Below are 18,616 nucleotides of genomic sequence, written 5' to 3'. Positions count from 1 at the left end.
CCAGCGTGACGCTTCGTCACCGCCCACCTTTTCATTCCAAACGGATATTCCCTCGTGATCTCTACCGCCAATCTCACCATGCAGTTCGGTGCCAAGCCGCTGTTTGAAGACGTCTCCGCCAAATTCGGTCGTGGCAATCGCTATGGCCTGATCGGCGCCAACGGCTGCGGCAAGTCGACCATGATGAAGATTCTCGGCGGCGATCTTGAGCCGTCCGGTGGCCACGTCATGCTCGAGCCCAACACCCGTCTGGGCAAGCTGCGTCAGGACCAGTTCGCCTATGAGGAATACACGGTGCTCGACACCGTCATCATGGGTCACGAGCGCCTGGCGGTGGTCAAGGCCGAGCGTGACCGCATCTACTCGCTGCCGGAGATGAGCGAGGAAGATGGTATGAAGGTCGCCGACCTCGAGGTCGAATTCGCCGAGCTGGACGGCTACACCGCCGAAGCGCGTGCCGGTGAGCTGCTGATGGGCCTCGACATCCCCATCGAGCAGCACCTCGGGCCGATGAGTGAAGTCGCGCCGGGCTGGAAACTGCGCGTGCTGCTGGCACAGGCGCTGTTCTCCGATCCTGACGTCCTGCTGCTCGATGAGCCGACCAACCACCTGGACATCAACACCATCCGCTGGTTGGAAGGCGTGCTGACCGCGCGCTCCAGCACCATGATCATCATCTCGCACGACCGTCACTTCCTGAACAGTGTCTGCACCCACATGGCGGACCTGGATTACGGTGAGCTGCGTCTGTTCCCGGGCAACTATGACGAGTACATGACCGCCGCCACCCAGGCGCGTGAACAGCTGCAGGCCGACAACGCCAAGAAGAAGGCGCAGATTGCCGAGCTGCAGTCCTTCGTCAGCCGCTTCTCCGCCAACGCCTCCAAGGCCAAGCAGGCGACCTCGCGTGCCAAGCAGATCGACAAGATCCAGCTCAACGAGATCAAGCCGTCCTCACGCGTCAGCCCGTTCATCCGCTTCGAGCAGACCAAAAAGGTCCACAACAACGCGGTGATGATCGACAAGCTTGCCAAGGGCTTCGACGGCAACACCCTGTTCGAGAACTTCAGCTTCACGGTCGCCGCCGGTGAGCGTGTCGCCATCATCGGCCCGAACGGTATCGGCAAGACCACGCTGCTGCGCACCCTGGTCGGCGAGATGCACCCGGATGCCGGTGAAGTGAAGTGGACCGACGCCGCGGAAGTCGGCTACTACGCGCAGGACCACGCGCATGACTTCGCCAACGACATGAGCCTCTACGACTGGATGTCGCAGTGGACCGGTGGGGGCGAACAGGTCGTGCGTGGCACCCTGGGCCGCATGCTGTTCTCCAATGACGACATCCAGAAGTCGGTCAAGGTGCTTTCCGGTGGTGAGCAGGGTCGCATGTTGTTCGGCAAGTTGATCCTCAAGCAGCCCAACGTGCTGGTGATGGATGAGCCGACCAACCACCTGGACATGGAGTCCATCGAGGCACTCAACCTCGCGCTGGAAAACTATCCGGGCACGCTGATCTTCGTCAGCCACGACCGTGAATTCGTCGGCTCGCTGGCCACGCGCATCATCGAGCTGAATGCCGAGGGTGTGGTCGACTTCTCCGGCACCTACGATGACTACCTGCGCAGCCAGGGCGTCATCGTCTGAGCGAGCACGTCTGCTCCCTGGCGTGAAATCGTCGCTCTGATCGCCCCCGTTGCCTCTGGCAGCGGGGGCGATCTGCCATCTGGCGTCGACGATCCGCGCCATTCGATTGCGCGATGTGACTGCATGTGAGAATCATTCGCCGATGAGGTGTATTTGTCTTATCATCTGCGCCTCTTGATCGCACCCGCGCGAAGGCGTGTGCATCCACCTTGTCGTCGCTCACCCCAGGAACAGAGTCATCATGTCAGATGTCGCACCCGGTGCCCCCGCTCAACGGCCCGCCTCGCGCGCCACGTCCCTGCGTCAGGACACCCCCCGTCAGCGAGGGCGGCGCAAGACCCTGGCGCAGCGACTCAATCCCTGGATCCGCTCTCTGCATCTGTACTGCGGCGTCGCGCTGGTGCCCTTCGTGCTGTTGTATGGCGTGAGCGCCTTCCTGATGAACCATCCCGGTCTGTATCGCGACATCCAGCAGACACCCTTGTCGTCCGAGGCATTGCAACGCGCCGCGTTGGGCCCGGTGGATGCCCAGGCTCTGGCCGTGGCCACCGTGGCGGAAATGAACCGAGTCTCCTCGGGGCGTCACGAATTCACGCTGGTTGATCCGCAGGCGCTCGAAGGGGCGCCGTTGTCTCTGCTGCTGGATTCCAGGGGAGCGGACATGCGTCAGCGCTACATGGTGGATCTTTCCCACGGTGAGGGACGGCGCATCGCCATGCAGGAAAACGCCGCGGGAAATGCGTCGGCTCGTCCTGCTCGCATGCCGCTGGCCGGCCAGACCCTGACGCTTCCTGACACCTCACCACTGGCGGTGCCACTGGTCAGTCAGCAGGCCCGTCTGCGCGAGGCGATCGGCGCCAGTGAACGTCAGCCGCTCAATGGCAAGGGGACGCTCGACTTCACGCTGGAGGACGGCAGCGGCCAGCGCTTCACTGCCCAGCTGGACCTGTATTCAGGCAAGCTGAAGGGCCAGCCCGTCGGGCAGGACCAGCCCGGCGCGGGGCTTGGCGAAACCCTGACGCATCTGCACAAGCAGCATGGCTACAAGAGCAGCGTGCTGGAGTGGCTGTGGGCCGTGGTCGTGGATGTCATGGCCTGCGTGATGGTGATGTGGGGGCTGACTGGCCTGTGGATGTGGTGGCAGATGAAACGTCGGCGCCCCCTGGGCGGCCTGCTCATGGCGGCCGGTATCGGTCTGTCGGCGGCTCTGGGACTGGGGCTGCATGCCGGAATGTGACAGGTGAGGTGAGCAGGCTCTTGGCTTGACGTCATGTCCAGCAAGACACGACAGAACCTGACAAGATGGCATGTCAGCTGACGTGCGAGCTGACGTGCGAGATAAAAAGGAGCGCTGTGGATATCCGCAGCGCTCCTTTTGATGGCCAATCCGCGTTCCACATGTTGCCAGGGGACGGCGGGAGCCCGAAACCGGGCGTGGCTTCTGGTAAACTGCGCGGCCGGTGTCTGGCACAGTCGGGCCACCACGGTGCCGCTACTCGAGCACTCGGCGTTTCAGCACCGTCTTTCTCTTCTTGTTGCACGAGGTTTCCAGCATGGCCACATACGACGTCATCATCATCGGCGCAGGCGCGGCAGGCCTGATGTGTGCCGCCACGGCGGGCTATCAGGGCAAGCGCGTGCTGGTGCTGGACCACGCCAACAAGGCCGGCAAGAAGATCCTGATGTCAGGTGGCGGGCGCTGCAATTTCACCAACCTGGATGCCGGGCCGTCCAACTTCTTCTCACGCAATCCGCACTTCTGCATCTCGGCACTCAAGCGCTACACGCCGCATCACTTTCTCGAGCTGGTGGAGCGTCACGGGTTGGAGCATGTCGAGAAGAAGCCGGGGCAGCTGTTCTGCGCGGATTCCGCCAAGGATCTGCTGGCGATCCTGATGACGGAGTGCGAGTGGGCCGGGGCGGAGATTCGTCTCAACACACGCATCACTTCGCTTGAGCGTGCGGGTGAGGGCATGCGGGTCGAGACCAGCAACGGCACGCATACGGCAGGGCGGGTGGTAGTGGCGACCGGTGGCATGTCGATCCCGACGCTGGGCGCGACAGGCTTTGGCTACGACATCGCGCGCCAGTTCGGGCTCGAGGTCACCGAGACCTACGCGGCGCTGGTGCCGTTCACGCTGACCTCGCAGTGGAAGGAGCGCCTGTCGCCGCTGTCCGGGCTTGCCTGTGACGTCAGCGTCACCGCCGGCAAGGGCCAGTATCGCGAACCGATGCTGATCACCCACCGTGGGCTTTCCGGCCCGGCGATGCTGCAGGCCTCCAGCTGGTGGACGCCCGGTCAGCCACTGGACATCGACCTGCTGCCGGGGGTGGACGCCTACGCCGAGCTGCTGGCCCTGCGTGAGCAGCAACCCAAGCGCCAGATCGGTCCCTGGCTTGGCGAGCGCCTGCCCAAGCGTCTCGCCCAGTCGCTGGTCGAGTGGCAGGACGCCGATGCCGGCCGCATCAGCGAGCGCAGTCTCGCCGAGCTCTCCAACGCGCGTCTCGAGAAGCTGGCCAAGGCGCTCAATCACTGGCAGCTCAAGCCGGCGGGCACCGAAGGCTGGCGCACCGCCGAGGTCACCATGGGCGGCGTGGTCACCGATGCCATCTCGCAGAAGGACTTCAGCGTGCGCGATCTCCCGCAGCTGGCCTTCATCGGTGAGGTGCTGGATGTCACCGGCGAACTGGGCGGCTACAACTTCCAGTGGGCGTGGTCCTCGGCGGTGGCCTGCGGGCTGAACTGCTGACCAGCACGTTCTCACCACTGGCCGCGTCTCATGCCATCTGCTGGCGGATGGCGGGGAGGCGCTGCTCGACAAGCGTGACGAAGGCCTCGGTCACCGGTCGGCCCGGTGTAGTCGGATAGTGAAGCTCCAATGGCACCGCCCCGAGCGCCGGACGCAGGGGAATGAACTGACAGCCATCGCACTGCAGACGGCGGATGCAGCCGGGCGCGATGGCGACTCCCAGTCCGGCCGCGACCTCACTGAGCAGCGTCTGCATCATGGCCGGCTGGCGCTGGAGGCGCGGCGAGAAGCCGGCATCGCCGCAGGCGCTGATGATCTGATCAAATAGCCCCGTCGCCTGCGTGCGCTGAAACAGCACGAAGTCCTCCTGCGCAAGCTCGATCAGGGTGAGCCGCTTGCGGTGCGCCAGACGATGGCCCTGGGGTATCACCGCCATCAGCATGTCCTCGTAGACCGGCAGAGCCGTCAGGGTATCGCGCTGCTCGATGGGCAGCGGACGCGACAGGCCGAGGTCGATCTCGTCACGCGCGAAGGCATCCAGCTGCTGCTGGGCGCTCATCTCATGCAAGGTGAGGCTGACCTCGGGGTGGCTGGCGGCGAAGTCGCGCATCAGGCCGGGCACGAAGCTTGCGCAGGCCGAGCTCATGTAGCCGATGCGCAATGTGCCGGTCTGGCCGCTGGCGGCCATCGCCACGCGCTTGCGTGCCTGTGCCTCCAGCGCCAGCATGCGCTGCGCTTCTTCCAGCAACGCCTCGCCGGGTGCCGTCACTCGCACTTCCCGCGTATTGCGCCACAACAGACTCACGCCCAGTTCGGCTTCAAGATCGGCGATCTGGCGACTGATGGCAGGCTGAACGGTGTGCAGCTCGCGGGCGGCGGCCGAGAAGCTCCGGTGCGTCGCCACGGAAACGAAGGTTCTCAGTGTGCGCAGTTCCATGGCAGCTCTCGTCAGTTGATTGATGTCCATCAAGTATAAGTCATATCAAGTATCGTCATTTCTATTATCAATGCTCGCTCATTAGTCTGGGGACCTGCCAAGCCTCCCTCCGTCAGCTTTCTTCCTCTCGCGCCCTCCCGGCTTTCGTGTCTCACAAGCCAGGAGGGCGCGGCGATGCAGTGGCTGGCAAGAGGGCCCTGTTTCCGAGTGGAGCCGATATGACGACATCAACTTCCCGAGGTATCGCGCAGGATACGCGCGATACCTCTCGATCACTTTCTGGCGGCGGGCGTTTCACGCTGCTGGCGGTCGCCTGCCTGACCATCATGGTGGGTACCGTGGTGGCACCGGGGCTTCTGAGCATCGCCTCGGCGCTTGAGGTGGAGAGCCATGCCAGCTGGCTGATCACCCTGCCGTCGCTGGGCGCCGTGCTGTTTGCGCCTATCGCCGGACGCATGATCGACCGCCTCGGGGCCTATCGCGCGCTGACTGGCGGGCTGTTCCTGTATGGTCTGCTGGGGGCGGGCGGGGCACTGCTGGAAGGCACCGTCGCCGTGTTCGCTGATCGTATCCTGCTGGGGGGCGTCACCGCGGTCGTGATGGCGGGCGGCACCACGCTGATCTCCGAGTGGTATCATGGCCATGCGCGACTCAAGATGATTGCCCAGCAGGGCATGTCCATCGAACTTGGCGGTGTGATCTTCCTGTTCGTCAGTGGCGTGCTGGCAGGCATCGCCTGGCAGCTGCCTTTCCTGCTCTACCTGCTGGCCTGGTTGCTGCTGGCCATGCTGTGGATGATGGTGCCCAGGCAGTCACCTGCAGTCCCTGATGAAACGGTTGGCAAGTCGGGCCAGCAGGCGCTGTCCGCTTCGCTCACCAGTGTCTATCTGGCGGCGGCCATGGCCATGACGCTGTTCTTCACCGCCATCGTCATGCTGCCCAAGCGCCTGAACCTGCTGGGGCTGAACGAGGCCTCGACCGGCATCTTCCTGGCGGCGATCTCGATGGTCGCGGTGGTGGCGGCGATGTGGATGCCGAAGGTCTCACGTACCTTGCGCGAGATGCCGACGCTGGCACTGGCCTTCGTGCTGTATGCCGCCAGCCTGTTCGTCTTCCAGCAGGCCGAGAGCATGGGGGTGATGAGCGCGGGTGCCGTGCTGGCCGGGATGGGCTTCGGCTTCTCGATTCCGCTGCTCAACCACATGACGGTGGAGCGCAGCCACGCACTGGTGCGTGGACGCAATCTCGCCTACCTGACGATGGCGATCTTCCTGGGCCAGTTCCTGACCTCCTTCCTGGAGTTCCTGCCCGGCGATGGCCGCCATGTCTTCGGTTTTGGCGCCGTGCTGGGCCTGATCTTCGCGGCTCTCTATCTGGGCATCCATCTGCTCAAGCGCGACAGTCGCGGCGCCTGAGTCATCCCGGGCAACGCCTGCCCGCTGCATATCGAGACGTGCGACGAAAAAAGCCCCGCGACCTGAGTGCCAGGTGGCGGGGCTTTCGGTATGTATCGTGATCACTTGTCGAACAGTATTCTCAGGCGGCGAATCATCACCCAGCTCATCAGGCCGCGCTTGATCAGGCTCAGGCCCTTCTTTGGCCGGAAACCTCCCCGGGCGGCAATCAGGCCGCCCACCAGAACCAACGGGCCACGGTATTGCTGCACCTTGGCCCAGCCACGGTCGATGGGGGCGGTTGCCTCCTTGAGGTCACGCATCGCATGACTGACGTCGAGGCGCTGCTGGCTGATGCGTGCTTCGAGTTCCGCACGCCTGGCATCGCGCGAATGCGCTTGCCGGCGACCGTTCCCCCCTGAGGGGGGCAGTGCCGGCTCACGCTGCGCGAGGGACTGTCTGGAAGAACTCATCTCGCCTCCTTTACAGGGGCTGGCAGGCGGGGGGCATCAGAGGTTTTCGCGTTGGCGCTGGCGTTCCAGTGCGTCGGCGCGGACGTCCTTGAGGCTGTCGCTGTCGCGGCTCAGATTGCTGAGCGTCGAGCGCAGCAGGCTGCGCTGGGAAGCGATCACCTTGACCCGCCAGGCGATCAATCCGCCCAGTGCCAGCAGGATACCGCCGCTCAAGGCGATGGCCAGCAGGCGATGGGTATCCCAGAAGGCCACGACCACCAGCAGGATCGCCAGGCCGATACCGAAGCAGATCAGCATCAGGGCGATACCTGACAGCAGCAGCATCACGAACAAGCGTTCGCGTTCCTCCTCGAGCTCCAGCACGGCGAGACGCAGACGCGTCTCGCCACTCTCCACCAGGCTCGCGGTCAGACGACGGATGGCGCCAAGTACGCGTTCAACCGGCCCTTGCTCCTGCATCAGCGACGGCCAAGCAGCATGCCGATGACGACACCGGCGGCAGCGCCGATACCGACACTGGTCCACGGGTTGTCGTGCACGTAGCGGTCAGCGCAGTCCGCGGATTCACGCGCGCTGGCGGCCAGACGGTCACCCTGGGCACTCAGTCGGGCACGAGTGGCTTCCAAGCGGGTCTGGGCGCGGGCACGCGCTTCCTTCATGCTCTCGCGGGAGTCCTCGGCCGAGGCGTGCAGCAGTTCCTCGACGGTCTGGGAGAGATGACGCAGGTCTTCCTTCAGCTGCTCGGTGTTGGCACCGGTGGCTGAATTGGCTGTGGTCGTATGATCACCGATTTTCTGCATGGCCATGTTGTGTCTCCTTCCCGTGTGTCGAATCAGATTTCGTGAATTGTGAGCGCCAGATGGCGCGCATGACTCTCGAACTCAGTCTTCCCTGGGGCGCCGCTGGCGGCAGGGCATGACCTTTTCAGGTCGCAGCGATTCCTGCCTGGCTGCGTCTTTTCTGGTCATGAACAAATCCTTGGGGCCACCGGGAACAAACACAAGGGCTGGCAATGCCTGGATGATGATATCGGGGGAGCCGAGGCGCATTCGTTGATCTGGATCAGGGAGGATGAATCCTGTCTGCACGGCCTGAAACGACGCAACGGGCAGCCTGGGCTGCCCGTTGCGTCGCGAGGGGATCATGGCTCGGCGGCCCGTGAGAGGCGCGCTGGCCGAAGATCAGGTCTCTGGCAGGCCGGCGAAGAAGGTGTTGATCGAGAAGCCCAGCCCCAGGCGGTTCACGCTGTGGTCGTAGTCGATGAGGCTCTCGCCATAGCCGTGGTAGTACTGCACGTAACCGCGCACCTTGCCGAACAGCGGGAAGGAGTAATCCAGCTGGTTGCCGAAATTGCCCTTGGAGGGGTTGCCGCGCACCATCCAGGTGAACTCGTGCTGATCCGCGGTATAGCCCACGGTGATGTCGCCGTAGCCGATGTAGTTGTAGAGGTCCGGATTGTCGTCCTCATCGGACTCCTCGGGCACGCGCCAATGCGGCGTGATCGCCACGGCCCAGTCGCCATTCTGGAACATCATGTCGGCATAGACCCGGTTCCAGCTGCGCGACAGCGGGTCGGAACGCCCGTTGGACTGATGGGCGAAACCGATGCGATTGCGCGTGTTGGTCCAGCCCAGCAGTTCATAGCGATTGTCGAACTGAAGGAAGGCTTCCGGCTCGTAGTTGGTCTCGCGGAACGGCGCCGAGGCATCGGAGTTGTAGGCCTGCCACCAGCTGCGCTGGGTATAGGCGAAGTACAGGTCGCCATTGTCATCGAAGATGTCATTCACCAGCCCGACCTTGAGACTGAGCTGGTACTTCACCTCGGTGTTGTCCACCTCGCCTTCACGGGTCACCTGGGCGAAGCTGCTCTCATTCGGGGTCGAGTTGTAGGCCCAGGGCAGCAGATAGTTGCGCTTGTAGGCGGTGATGGCCAGGGGATTGCTCTCGGCATCGTCCTCGAGCACCACCCGCTCCTCGGCACGTTTCTGAGCCAGGCTGTCCTGCCCCTGACTCTCCTGACCTTCCACGGAGGCAGGGGCGTCATCACTCGCCGCCAGCTCTGCGCCGCCACGTGCGGGTTGCGTATAGATCGGCGTGCGACGTGGATCGCTCTTGCGTGCCCCTGCACGCGCCTGGGCCGGAGTCATCCCCAGTTCTCGGGGCGTGAAGCGCTGGCCATTGGCCAGTACCACGCGGCCCTGGCTGTCCATGGTATAGGGCACGTCTGCGCTGGCCAGTGGGGCGCAGGTCAGCAGCGCTGACGCCAGCATTCCGGACAGGCATGCCGCGACTGGCCGAGAGCCGGTGGAGGTAGGGCAGAGAAGCATGGAAATATCCTGTCTGTAACACCGCAAGAGACGAGCAGCGCATTATGGGGCAACGATCATGACAAGTCTGCCATTCTACTGGCTGGCAGGCGTGGGGTGCCAGCTGGCAACCGACGACACCTCTGTCGCCTGCCGCTCACATCCCCATGGTGCGCTTGGCAGGGAGGTGTCGGAGCGATTGCGCCTGACTGAGGCTCAGTTGACAATGCAGGCATCGTGGACCCCGAGAGGTCTGCCTCTGGTAACGATGCGGGTGAGGAGATGGATGTGTCAGGCATGAATTCCTTGAGAGCGACGACGCGATGGATCGTGATGATGCTTGTCGTGCTGCTGTGCGCCTTGCCCGGCATGGCACAGGCCGTCGTGGAGCGCAGCGATGTGCAGGGCCAGCTGGAGGACCTGCAGAGCGTCGAGAAGCCTGACGCGGAGACACGCCAGCGGATCGCGGATCTCAAGGAAACCCTGACGGTACTCGATGATCTCGGTGAGGCCAACAGCAACCTCAAGGACATCAAGGCCGAGGTGAAGACGGCGCCGGGTGATCTGGCCGAGGCCCAGGCAGCGCTGGCGAGCCTGCCTCGCGACAGCACCAGTCAGCTCGACGAAGCGAGTCTCGCCGAGGAATCGGTGGAGGCATTGGATGCGCGCATGACGCGTATCCTGGACGAGCTCCAGAGCCTGCAGGACAAGCTCGCGAGTACCAATCGGCGCCTCATCAATGCCCAGAGTCTGCCGGAGCGCTCTCGTTCGACCCTGGCGGATGCCCAGCAGCAGGTGCAGCGCCTGCAGACCCAGCTCTCCGGCAGAGACAGCCAGGCACTGACCGGCACGGGCCGAGACCTGCTGGAGGCGCGTCTGGCCCTGGCCGAGGCACGTGGCGAGCTCAGCCACACCGAGCTCAACTCCAGTTCGCAGCTGCGAGAGCTGGCGCAGGTACGCAAGACGCTCTACAGCCGGCGTATCGAGACTCTCGAGCAGGACCTCAAGGTGGTGCAGAGCCTGGTCAACGCCAAGCGGCGAGACCAGTCCGAGCAGACCATCGCGGAGGCCACCAGCGGCGAGAATGCCGAGCTGGCCAGCAACCCCATCTTCCAGCAGGTCCTGAGTCGCAACCGTGAACTCAGCAGCCAGCTGCTGGCGATCACGGATCGCGTCAACGCCGTGATCCGCGATGGTCTCGAGGTGCGCACCCAGCTGGATCGCGTCACCCAGGTCGAGCGCACCATGAGCGAGCAGATCGAGGCCATCAAGGGCAGCGTGCTGCTGGCCCGTATCCTGCGTGAGCAACAGAGTCATCTGCCCAAGGTCGACGTGCGTCAGGACCTGAAGGAAGAGATCGCCGACCTGCGCCTCAAGCAGTTCGAACTCAACAAGGTGCGCGAACAGCTCGCGGACATTCCGCACTATCTGCAAAGCGAAGTGCTGAGCGAAAGCGCCGCGCTGGAGCGCCCCGGCGGCAACGCCGATGCCCAGACGGTCAGCTCCGAGCTGCGTCAGGCGCTGACTCGCCAGCTGGAGGCCCGCAAGGAGCTGGTCGACAAGCTCGACAAGGAATATGACAGCCTGCTGGCGCGCGCCATTGATCTGCAGCTCAACCAGCAGCAGTTGCTCGAAGTCTCCGGACGTCTGCGTCAGACCATCGAGGAGCAGCTCTTCTGGGTCGCCAACGGCAAGCCTCTGGACCTGGACTGGCTGTCGCGTACTCCACAAATGCTGGCGGACGAGCTCAAGCCCACCGTATGGCGCGGCGTGGTGGCGGGGCTGTCCAAGGGCTTCCAGCTCAATGATCTGTGGGTGGCGCTGCCGGGGCTGCTGTTGCTGATCTTCATCACCTGGAAGCGCTCGCACATCCGATCGCGCCTGGCGGACCTGCATGCCCAGATAGGCCGCCTCAAGCAGGACACCCAGCTGCACACTCCGCGGGCGATCCTGCTCAACGTGATGCTGGCGATCCCCGGTGCACTCGCGCTGGCACTGATCGGCAGCGTGCTGTCGCTGGGGGAGGGCGTCATGCTGTGGGCGCTGGGCCAGGCACTGCTCAAGCTGGCGCTGGCATGGGGGATCTTCGCCATCTTCCGGCGCCTGCTGGTCAAGGACGGCGTGGCCGAGCGTCACTTCCAGTGGCCCGCCAACTACGTGGCCGAGCTGCGCCGCCATCTGTGGTGGCTGGGCTGCGCGCTGCTGCCGGTCATCCTGACCACCAACATCATCAGCGAGGCGGATCTCAATCTGCTGGAGCGCCCGCTGGGTCTGCTGATCCTGTTCTCGGGGCTATGCGCGATGAGCTTCTGTCTCTCGCGGTTGATCCTGGCGCATGTGCCGTTCTTCGGTCTCAAGCTGTTCCGCCTGATTCTGGGGCTGGCCATGGCCATGGTGCCGGTGGCGCTGGGCGTGCTGATCTGCCTGGGGTATGAGTACACGGCACTGCGCCTCAGTGGACGCTTCATCACCACGCTGTTCCTGTTCGGTGCCTGGATTCTGGTCGAGGCCACCGTGGTGCGCGGGCTGGCAGTCGCGGCGCGCCGTCTGGCGTATCGACGTGCCGTGGCGCGTCGGCGAGCCCTGGTGCAGGAAGGCGCGGAGGGCGGCGTCGAGGTGGTCGAGGAGCCGCCGCTGGACATGGAGCAGGTCAATTCGCAGTCGCTGCGTCTGTCGAAGCTGATTCTGGTCATCAGCTTCATGTTCATCTTCTATCTGGTCTGGGCGGATCTGCTCAATGTGCTCAGCTACCTGGACAGCGTCGTGGTCTGGGAGATCGCCGCCTCGGCCGAGGGAGATTCCGCGACCCCCATCTCGCTGGCGGATCTGATCGCGGCGCTGGTCACTCTCGGAGTCGCGGTGATGATGGCGCGCAACCTGCCGGGCCTGTTGGAGGTCTCGATCCTGTCGCGGCTCGAACTCAAGCAGGGGTCGAGCTATGCCATCACCTCGCTGCTGTCCTACGTGATCATGGCGACGGGCTTCGTGATGACACTGGGCAGCATGGGCGTCAGCTGGGACAAGCTGCAGTGGCTGGTGGCGGCGTTGAGTGTCGGCCTGGGCTTCGGTCTGCAGGAGATCTTCGCCAACTTCATCTCGGGTCTGATCATCCTGTTCGAGCGCCCGGTACGCATCGGCGACACCATCACCATCGGCAATCTGCACGGGACGGTCAGTCGTATCCGTATCCGTGCCACCACGGTGACGGATTTCGACCGCAAGGAGATCATCATTCCCAACAAGGTGTTCGTGACCGACCAGCTGATCAACTGGTCACTCTCGGACAACGTGACGCGGGTGGTGCTCAACTTCGGCGTCGCCCATGGCAGTGATCTGGATCTGGCGCACCGCCTGCTGATGCAGGCCGCCCAGGAGAACAGGCGGGTGCTCAAGGACCCGGAGCCTCTGGTGTTCTGTCTGAGCTACAACAAGGACAACTTCGGCTTCGAGCTGCGCATCTACGTCAACGACCTTACCGACCGTCTGTATGCGACAGACGAGATCAATCGCTGGGTCGATGCACGCTTCCGCGAGAACGGTCTCAAGGTGGCCTTCCAGCAGATGGATGTCTGGCTGCATCGTCAGGATGGCACCGAGCGTCTCATCGAGCAGCGAGCGGCCACGGGCGAGCCGCTCAGAGCGGCCAGCGGCTCGCCGGAAAGCGTTGGAGCCGAGACGGGAGACGCACCGTCAAGCAGCGAACATCGTGAGGGCGGCGCCTTGATCGCTCGTCGCAAGCCGACCACCGGCGTGGGCGGCCGTGAAGATGCCGGGTTGCGCGAATCCGCGCCCGACGCGACGGACGGCGACGGGGGAGATGGCGGCGGCCGCTAGTCGTCGAGCGTGGCCGGTGAGGCCGGTGTTGCTTGAGTCTCAGGCGCAGGCCCGGTTTCAGACTCAGACTCAGAGTCAGGCTCAGAGCCAGACCTGGGCCCGGGCGCCGGGGCCCGAAACTCCAGCGCCCAGCGGCTCAGGAAGCTGGCCTGCTTGAGCCTGTCGAGGGTGGCGAGCAGGCCGGGGCCTATCTCGATGGGGCGCAGCGCGTTGCCGAGACGTTCACGCAGATCACGCGCGCTGCCGTCACCGCTCACCTCGGGATGCAATGCGCCCAGATCGCTGTCACTGGCCACCGCCTGTTGGCCCTCAAGACTCAACCACCAGTCCAGAAATGCCTCGCCGGCATCACCATGCGGTGCCTGGCGCGGCACGAACGCCAGTCGGCGCTGAATCAGCACGTAGTCTTCAGGCACGATCACCAGCAGCTCAGGGTGCGCGCGGGCAAAGGAGATGGCATAGGGCCCGACCAGGTTGTAGGCGATATCCACCTCGCCGTTGGCCAGTGCCTCGAGCATGGCGCCGGTGGTGGTCACCAGCCGTGCATCGGCCTGACCCATGGCGCGCACCAGTGTCCAGTAGCGAGGCGACTGACGGGCATCGGAGACGGCATAGGTGAAGCCGGAGCCGCTGCGACGCGGGTCGTAGGTGATCACGCGACCGCGCAGCAGCTCCCGGCGTGTCTCCAGCAGATGCCAGAGATCCCGATGACTGCGCAGGGCATCGCGAGGGTCGCGCAGTCCTTCGCTGTCGGCCAGACGTTTCAGCGCATCGCGGCGCGCCACCATCACGATGGGCTCGAAGCTCATGGCGAACAGCTCATTGCGCCAGCGTGAGCTTTCGGGCCAGCCTGTCAGGTTCGCGGCTTGCAGCGGTCGTGCATGGCCGCCATTGGCCAGACGGTACTGCAGGCCCATGGCCGAGGAGATCATCAGGTCGGCCCGAGGTGTCAGGGGGGCGGCCAGATAGCGGGCTTCCAGCGCCAGCGCGGAGCGATTGACGTAATGCAGCAGCATCCCGGGGTGTTCGCGGCTGTAGCGTTGCAGCAGCGGACGAATCTCGGGCAGATCCAGCGCCGCATGGATCACCAGATCCGCCTCTTCCCTGGACTGGACGGCCTGCGCGGCCACGGGCTCTCCTGCCTTGAGCCAGAGTGCCTGATGCTCATCGAGTTGCGGGTCGAAGCTCGCGGTGTCCTGTGCCGAGCACAACGACGCGACGGCCAGCCCGACGACGGTGAGCACGGCGGCCCAGCAGCGGTGCGTTCTCAACATGCATCCCCCTTGGGGCCGGTCGATGCCTCGCGTGAGGCTGGGGCAGTGGCGGTCACGGGAGGCGGGCAGGGCAGCAGGTGAAAGCTCACGCGCAGTCCCGGCCGAGCGCCATCAGCGGGGGCAGGGTCGGAGGCCTCCAATGACAGCCGGGCATCGTGGTGGCGGGCAATGCCATCGACGATGGCAAGCCCGAGCCCTGCGCCACTCTGCTCGGGTATCTGGCCGCCTGAGGCATCGGACATCGGCTGGGCGGCCGGGTGCTGGTCTGCCCGGGCATGGCGATGAAAGGGGCGCAGCACCAGCAGACGCCGCTCCGGCGTGATGCCCGGGCCATCATCCTCGACGCTCAGGCGCAGACGGCCTGGCGTGGCCGATTCACGTGCCGCGTCTTCTCCGCTGGCGGGTATCGCGTGCTCGCGGCTCAGCGTCACGGTCACTACCCGCGCGCCATGCTTGCAGGCGTTGTCGATCAGGTTGGCCAGCGCCTCCTGCAGTTGCCAGTCCACACCCGGCGTCCAGGCGGCATGGTCGATGTCCGGCGCGATCTCGAGGCCGAGATCCACACCGGCGCGATCACAGCGCAGGAAATGACGGCTGACCGTGTCGCGCACCAGGCTCGAGAGCTCCAGCGGCACCCGAGGAGGTTGCACTTCCGGATTGTTAAGGCGTGTCAGCGACAGCAGCTGATTGGCCAGGTGGGCGGTGTGGCTGGCAGTGGCCTGCATCTGTGCCAGTGCCGCGTGCCAGGCGCTCGGGTCCTGCTGGCGCAGGGCCAGTTCGGCATGCGCGGAGAGACCGGCCAGGGGCGTGCGCAACTGATGGGAGGCATCGCCGATGAAACGCTCCTGATTGGCACGGACCCGGCGCATGCGGGACAGCAGCTCATTGAGGGCATGCTTGAGTTCCTCAAGCTCGCGCGGCAGCGTCAGCTGCAAGGCCGCCAGGCTGCGCGGGTCGCGTTCGCGGATGGCTCGCCGCAGCCGCGTGAGGGGCGCAAGCGCCATGCGCACGCCCACCAGCACCACCATCAGGGCCAGAATGGCCATGCCTGCCAGGCGCACCAGCGAGCCACGGTACAGCTCCTGGGTCAGCGCATCGCGCCCTTCGCGGGTATGGGCGACACGAATGCTGAAGCGTTGGCCATGACGCGGGTCATCACCCCAGCCACCGAGGCGGGTATCGAGCGTGCCCAGGCGCAGTGCCTGCCCCTGCCAGGCGATGTCGCGAAAGGCCAGTTCGCCACTGCGTCCCGCCATCTCGTCCCGCGTGCCATGCGCGCCGGCCTCGCTTCGTGCATCGGGCAGCCGCGTATTGCCCGTGACCTGCTCGCCATCGGCGTCCACCAGGCTGTAGAAGACCCGCTCCTGGGCATCGGTGGCCAGCATTTCCAGGGCTGCCGGCGGCAGGTCGAGCCATAGCTGACCATCCTGCCATTTGACCTGCTCGGCGATGGTCACCAGCGAGGCTTCCAGCAGACGATCATAGGCGCGGTCCGCGGCTTCACGCGCGGACAGGAAGGCCTGCACCAGCAACAGGGTACCCAGGGCCAGCAGCGGGATCAGCAGCCAGCTCAGCAGACGACGATAGAGACTGACGGGCTGTTGGGCATCGCGTGGTGGCTGTGGGGACGCCGTGGCCTGGTGAGAGTCGAGCGCGCTCAAGGAGTCCGGCTCTCCGCCGGGGCCTGTTCCAGCAGATAGCCGAGGCCGCGAATGGTGCGCAGACTGACGTCGCTGCCGTCCAGGCGCTTGCGCAGGCGGTGGACATAGACCTCGATGGCATTGTCGCCGACCGCCTCCTGCTCGCCGAAGGCCTCGCGGGTCAGGCGGGCCTTGTCCACCGGCTCACCGGCGTGCTGGATCAGGCAGCCAAGTAGACGCTGCTCGCGCGGGGGCAGTGACAGCGGTGCCTCGGCCAGCAGGAAGCGACCATTCAGCGGCTCGAAGGCCAGACTGCCCACCACCAGTCGCTGTTCGAGCGCCCGGCCCTGATGCGTGGCCTGGCTGGCCTGATGATTGGCATGACGACGCAGCAGAGCACGCACGCGGGCTTCCAGTTCATCGAGCACGAAGGGTTTGGCGAGGTAGTCGTCGGCACCGAGATCCAGTCCGCGTACGCGATCCTCGATGGCGCCGCGGGCGGTGAGAATTAGGACCGGGGTATGGCGATCGTGCTCACGCAGGGCGGCCAGTATCTCGAGCCCCGAGGCGCCGGGCAGGTTGAGATCCAGCACGACCAGCGCGAAGCCGTGCGGCTGCCCTGGCGAGAGTCGCGCCAGCGCCGCGCTGCCATCGGCCAGGTGCGTGACGTCGAGTCCCTCGCTGATGAAGACACTGTGCAGGGTGTTGGAGAGCAGCGCGTCGTCCTCCACCAGCAGCAGTGACGGCGTCTGTCGGGAAGGTGTGGAAGGTGTCGATTGCGTGGGGGTCATCCGGGCTCCGGGAGATGCACGGTATTCCCGTTCAGGTGGCTGCCGAAGGCACCACGATTCACGGTAGGATCATCAGGGCAACAAGCCATGTGGCTAGCGTACCATCGCAGGCCCCTCTCGTGCCGCTGGCAAGGATGTCGGAATGTCACTCATCTCGTTCGCGCGCGCTGTCAGACAGCGCTTCAGGACTCCATCCGTGGATAACGATCAGTGGAAATCGCTGGCGGTCTCGCTGGCGCTGGGCGTGGCGGGAGGCAGCCTCTTCCAGCTGACCGGCATGCCGCTGGCGTGGATGCTGGGGCCGTTGGTCGCCAATCTGCTCGGTGCCATGGCCGGGCTGACACTCGCCGTGCCGGAGCGATTGCGCAGCCTGTTTCTCGGGGTGCTGGGTCTGACGTTGGGAGCGCGAGTGTCGCCGGAGCTGGTCTCGCACCTTGCCAGCTGGTGGCTGTCGGGGACATTGCTGTTGCTCGGCGTGCTGGCCTCGACACTGGCCTGTGCCGCCTGGTATCGACGCTGCGGCTTCGATGCCACCAGTGCCTGGTTCGCCTCGGTGCCCGGGGTGCTGACGGCGATGGTGATCATCGGGGAGCGCAGTGGCGGCGATGCCCAGCGTATCGCGGTGGCCCAGTCGCTGCGCGTGCTGCTGGTGATACTCATCCTGCCGCCGCTCTACTGGCTGCTGGAGGGTGGCGGTGGAGCGGACGGGGCAGGCGACCCGCCGGTGAGCGGGCTGTGGCTGGTACTGACGCTGCCATTGCTGTTGCCTCTGGGCAGGCGCCTGCGCTTGCCGAATGCCGCGTTGCTGGGGCCATTGCTGGTGGCGATGGCGTTGTCATTGGCCGAGGTGGTGCGCTTTGCGCCCCCGATATGGGGGACGGATGTGATGCAGCTGGTGCTGGGCTGCGCCATCGGGGCACGTTTCAAGGGGCTGTCGCCCGCCAGACTGGCGGGGCTGATGGGGCAATCGGGGGTCGCGACACTGATCGCGCTTGCGGTACTGGGTGGCTTCGCCGAAGTGATCCATCAGGCAATGGGCGTGCCGCGCGATGTGGCCTTTCTGGCACTGGCACCGGGCGGTATCGGCGAGATGGCACTGCTGGCGGTGGCGCTGGATCTCGATCCCGTCTTCGTCGCCTTTCATCACCTTCTGCGCATGATCGTACTGATGCTGGCGCTACCGCTGATGGTGCGCCATTTCCGGAGGCGTGCGCCGGTACCTGACGGCGAGGCGTGCGATGAGAGGAAGGGGGAGTGAGGCGCTGCGACATCTCCTCTTGTGAGGGCGGCAACACGCTGTTATAGTGTGCGCCTTGATCACGCCAAGTGCTTGAAGTTCAAGCGATTGGCTCGGTAGTTCACCGATTGATCATGTCTGTGGTGGCCCTGTTGGTCCTCCCGCAATGCTAGGCTGCAAACCCCGCCAGGCCCGGAAGGGAGCAACGGTAGTGGCTGACGCGTGTGCCGGGATGTGGCTGATGGGGCCGCCTCCATTTCAGGGCAGCAAAGATCCGCATGCCTGAAATGCCACGTCTACGTGTTCCCCCCGCAAGTCCCCTGATCGACTCCTTCG

The 18,616-nt window shown here is 64.9% G+C and carries 14 protein-coding genes and 1 other RNA gene; 7 read left to right on the top strand and 8 right to left on the bottom strand.

The window, feature by feature from the left end; genetic code table 11:
• Positions 1-54: 54 nt before the first annotated feature.
• From PJK54_RS13535 to PJK54_RS13525, 3 genes are all read left to right on the top strand, one after another.
• Positions 55-1,644, top strand: a complete 1,590-nt coding sequence (locus tag PJK54_RS13535; protein WP_077375479.1) for an ABC-F family ATPase — start codon at positions 55-57, stop codon at positions 1,642-1,644.
• Positions 1,645-1,885: 241 nt separating this feature from the next.
• Entirely contained in the window at positions 1,886-2,881 is a 996-nt protein-coding gene (locus tag PJK54_RS13530) for a PepSY domain-containing protein (protein WP_271303157.1), read from the top strand.
• 316 nt (positions 2,882-3,197) lie between these two features.
• Positions 3,198-4,394, top strand: a complete 1,197-nt coding sequence (locus PJK54_RS13525; RefSeq protein WP_271303156.1) for an NAD(P)/FAD-dependent oxidoreductase — start codon at positions 3,198-3,200, stop codon at positions 4,392-4,394.
• Positions 4,395-4,422: 28 nt separating this feature from the next.
• On the opposite strand, the gene PJK54_RS13520 is transcribed toward PJK54_RS13525, so the two are convergent.
• Entirely contained in the window at positions 4,423-5,331 is a 909-nt protein-coding gene (locus tag PJK54_RS13520) for a LysR family transcriptional regulator (RefSeq protein WP_271303155.1), read from the bottom strand.
• A gap of 218 nt (positions 5,332-5,549) precedes the next feature.
• Here PJK54_RS13520 and PJK54_RS13515 point away from each other — a divergent pair, with 218 nt between their 5' ends.
• On the top strand, positions 5,550-6,746 hold the full coding sequence (locus PJK54_RS13515; RefSeq protein WP_271303154.1) for an MFS transporter: 1,197 nt from the start codon (positions 5,550-5,552) through the stop codon (positions 6,744-6,746).
• 101 nt (positions 6,747-6,847) lie between these two features.
• Here PJK54_RS13515 and PJK54_RS13510 read toward each other — a convergent pair whose 3' ends face one another.
• The 4 genes from PJK54_RS13510 to PJK54_RS13495 all read right to left on the bottom strand — a co-directional run bounded on the left by PJK54_RS13510 (position 6,848) and on the right by PJK54_RS13495 (position 9,525).
• The gene (locus PJK54_RS13510; protein WP_271303153.1) at positions 6,848-7,198 is read right to left on the bottom strand and encodes a YqjK-like family protein; all 351 of its coding nucleotides are present in this window, start codon (positions 7,196-7,198) and stop codon (positions 6,848-6,850) included.
• Between the two features lie 36 nt (positions 7,199-7,234).
• The gene (locus tag PJK54_RS13505) at positions 7,235-7,657 is read right to left on the bottom strand and encodes a phage holin family protein (protein ID WP_043333873.1); all 423 of its coding nucleotides are present in this window, start codon (positions 7,655-7,657) and stop codon (positions 7,235-7,237) included.
• Positions 7,657-7,998, bottom strand: coding sequence for a DUF883 family protein (locus PJK54_RS13500; protein ID WP_065392495.1), 342 nt, complete (start codon positions 7,996-7,998; stop codon positions 7,657-7,659). Before PJK54_RS13500 ends, PJK54_RS13505 begins: the two co-directional genes overlap by 1 nt.
• Before the next feature lie 381 nt (positions 7,999-8,379).
• Positions 8,380-9,525, bottom strand: coding sequence for a phospholipase A (locus PJK54_RS13495; protein WP_254696555.1), 1,146 nt, complete (start codon positions 9,523-9,525; stop codon positions 8,380-8,382).
• Between the two features lie 276 nt (positions 9,526-9,801).
• On the opposite strand from PJK54_RS13495, the gene mscK reads away from it, so the two are divergent.
• Positions 9,802-13,338: a mechanosensitive channel MscK gene (mscK, locus tag PJK54_RS13490; protein WP_271303152.1), complete on the top strand. Its 3,537-nt coding sequence runs from the start codon at positions 9,802-9,804 to the stop codon at positions 13,336-13,338.
• Here the strand turns inward: mscK and PJK54_RS13485 are convergent.
• The 3 genes from PJK54_RS13485 to PJK54_RS13475 are packed head-to-tail and all read right to left on the bottom strand — an operon-like array spanning position 13,335 to position 17,043.
• Complete coding sequence (locus tag PJK54_RS13485) at positions 13,335-14,612, bottom strand: ABC transporter substrate-binding protein (RefSeq protein WP_271303151.1); 1,278 nt, start codon at positions 14,610-14,612, stop codon at positions 13,335-13,337. The genes mscK and PJK54_RS13485 overlap by 4 nt on opposite strands.
• The gene (locus tag PJK54_RS13480) at positions 14,606-16,273 is read right to left on the bottom strand and encodes a sensor histidine kinase (protein WP_271303150.1); all 1,668 of its coding nucleotides are present in this window, start codon (positions 16,271-16,273) and stop codon (positions 14,606-14,608) included. Before PJK54_RS13480 ends, PJK54_RS13485 begins: the two co-directional genes overlap by 7 nt.
• Positions 16,270-17,043 carry a response regulator transcription factor gene (locus PJK54_RS13475; RefSeq protein ID WP_271303149.1) on the bottom strand — a complete coding sequence of 258 codons (774 nt, stop codon included), beginning with the start codon at positions 17,041-17,043 and terminating at the stop codon, positions 16,270-16,272. The genes PJK54_RS13480 and PJK54_RS13475 overlap by 4 nt, the downstream gene beginning before the upstream one ends.
• Positions 17,044-17,239: 196 nt before the next feature.
• On the opposite strand from PJK54_RS13475, the gene PJK54_RS13470 reads away from it, so the two are divergent.
• On the top strand, positions 17,240-18,301 hold the full coding sequence (locus PJK54_RS13470) for an AbrB family transcriptional regulator (RefSeq protein WP_255303149.1): 1,062 nt from the start codon (positions 17,240-17,242) through the stop codon (positions 18,299-18,301).
• A 129-nt stretch (positions 18,302-18,430) separates the two neighbouring features.
• Positions 18,431-18,527, top strand: an RNA gene (gene ffs / locus PJK54_RS13465) — signal recognition particle sRNA small type.
• The last annotated feature ends 89 nt before the right edge of the window (positions 18,528-18,616 follow it).

It is taken from the genome of Cobetia sp. MMG027 (assembly GCF_027947415.1).
Lineage (GTDB): Bacteria > Pseudomonadota > Gammaproteobacteria > Pseudomonadales > Halomonadaceae > Cobetia > Cobetia marina.
The sequence above is the reverse complement of the archived record's forward strand: the minus strand, read 5'-3'. Positions and strand labels throughout refer to the sequence as shown.

What these genes read in the sequence shown, in the direction of transcription:
- PJK54_RS13530 (WP_271303157.1), top strand. Translation starts at nt 1,886, where the DNA reads ATGTCAGATGTCGCACCCGGTGCCCCCGCTCAACGGCCCGCCTCGCGC.
- PJK54_RS13525 (WP_271303156.1), top strand. Translation starts at nt 3,198, where the DNA reads ATGGCCACATACGACGTCATCATCATCGGCGCAGGCGCGGCAGGCCTG.
- PJK54_RS13520 (WP_271303155.1), bottom strand. Translation starts at nt 5,331, where the DNA reads ATGGAACTGCGCACACTGAGAACCTTCGTTTCCGTGGCGACGCACCGG.
- PJK54_RS13515 (WP_271303154.1), top strand. Translation starts at nt 5,550, where the DNA reads ATGACGACATCAACTTCCCGAGGTATCGCGCAGGATACGCGCGATACC.
- PJK54_RS13510 (WP_271303153.1), bottom strand. Translation starts at nt 7,198, where the DNA reads ATGAGTTCTTCCAGACAGTCCCTCGCGCAGCGTGAGCCGGCACTGCCC.
- PJK54_RS13505 (WP_043333873.1), bottom strand. Translation starts at nt 7,657, where the DNA reads ATGCAGGAGCAAGGGCCGGTTGAACGCGTACTTGGCGCCATCCGTCGT.
- PJK54_RS13500 (WP_065392495.1), bottom strand. Translation starts at nt 7,998, where the DNA reads ATGCAGAAAATCGGTGATCATACGACCACAGCCAATTCAGCCACCGGT.
- PJK54_RS13495 (WP_254696555.1), bottom strand. Translation starts at nt 9,525, where the DNA reads ATGCTTCTCTGCCCTACCTCCACCGGCTCTCGGCCAGTCGCGGCATGC.
- mscK (WP_271303152.1), top strand. Translation starts at nt 9,802, where the DNA reads ATGAATTCCTTGAGAGCGACGACGCGATGGATCGTGATGATGCTTGTC.
- PJK54_RS13485 (WP_271303151.1), bottom strand. Translation starts at nt 14,612, where the DNA reads ATGTTGAGAACGCACCGCTGCTGGGCCGCCGTGCTCACCGTCGTCGGG.
- PJK54_RS13475 (WP_271303149.1), bottom strand. Translation starts at nt 17,043, where the DNA reads ATGACCCCCACGCAATCGACACCTTCCACACCTTCCCGACAGACGCCG.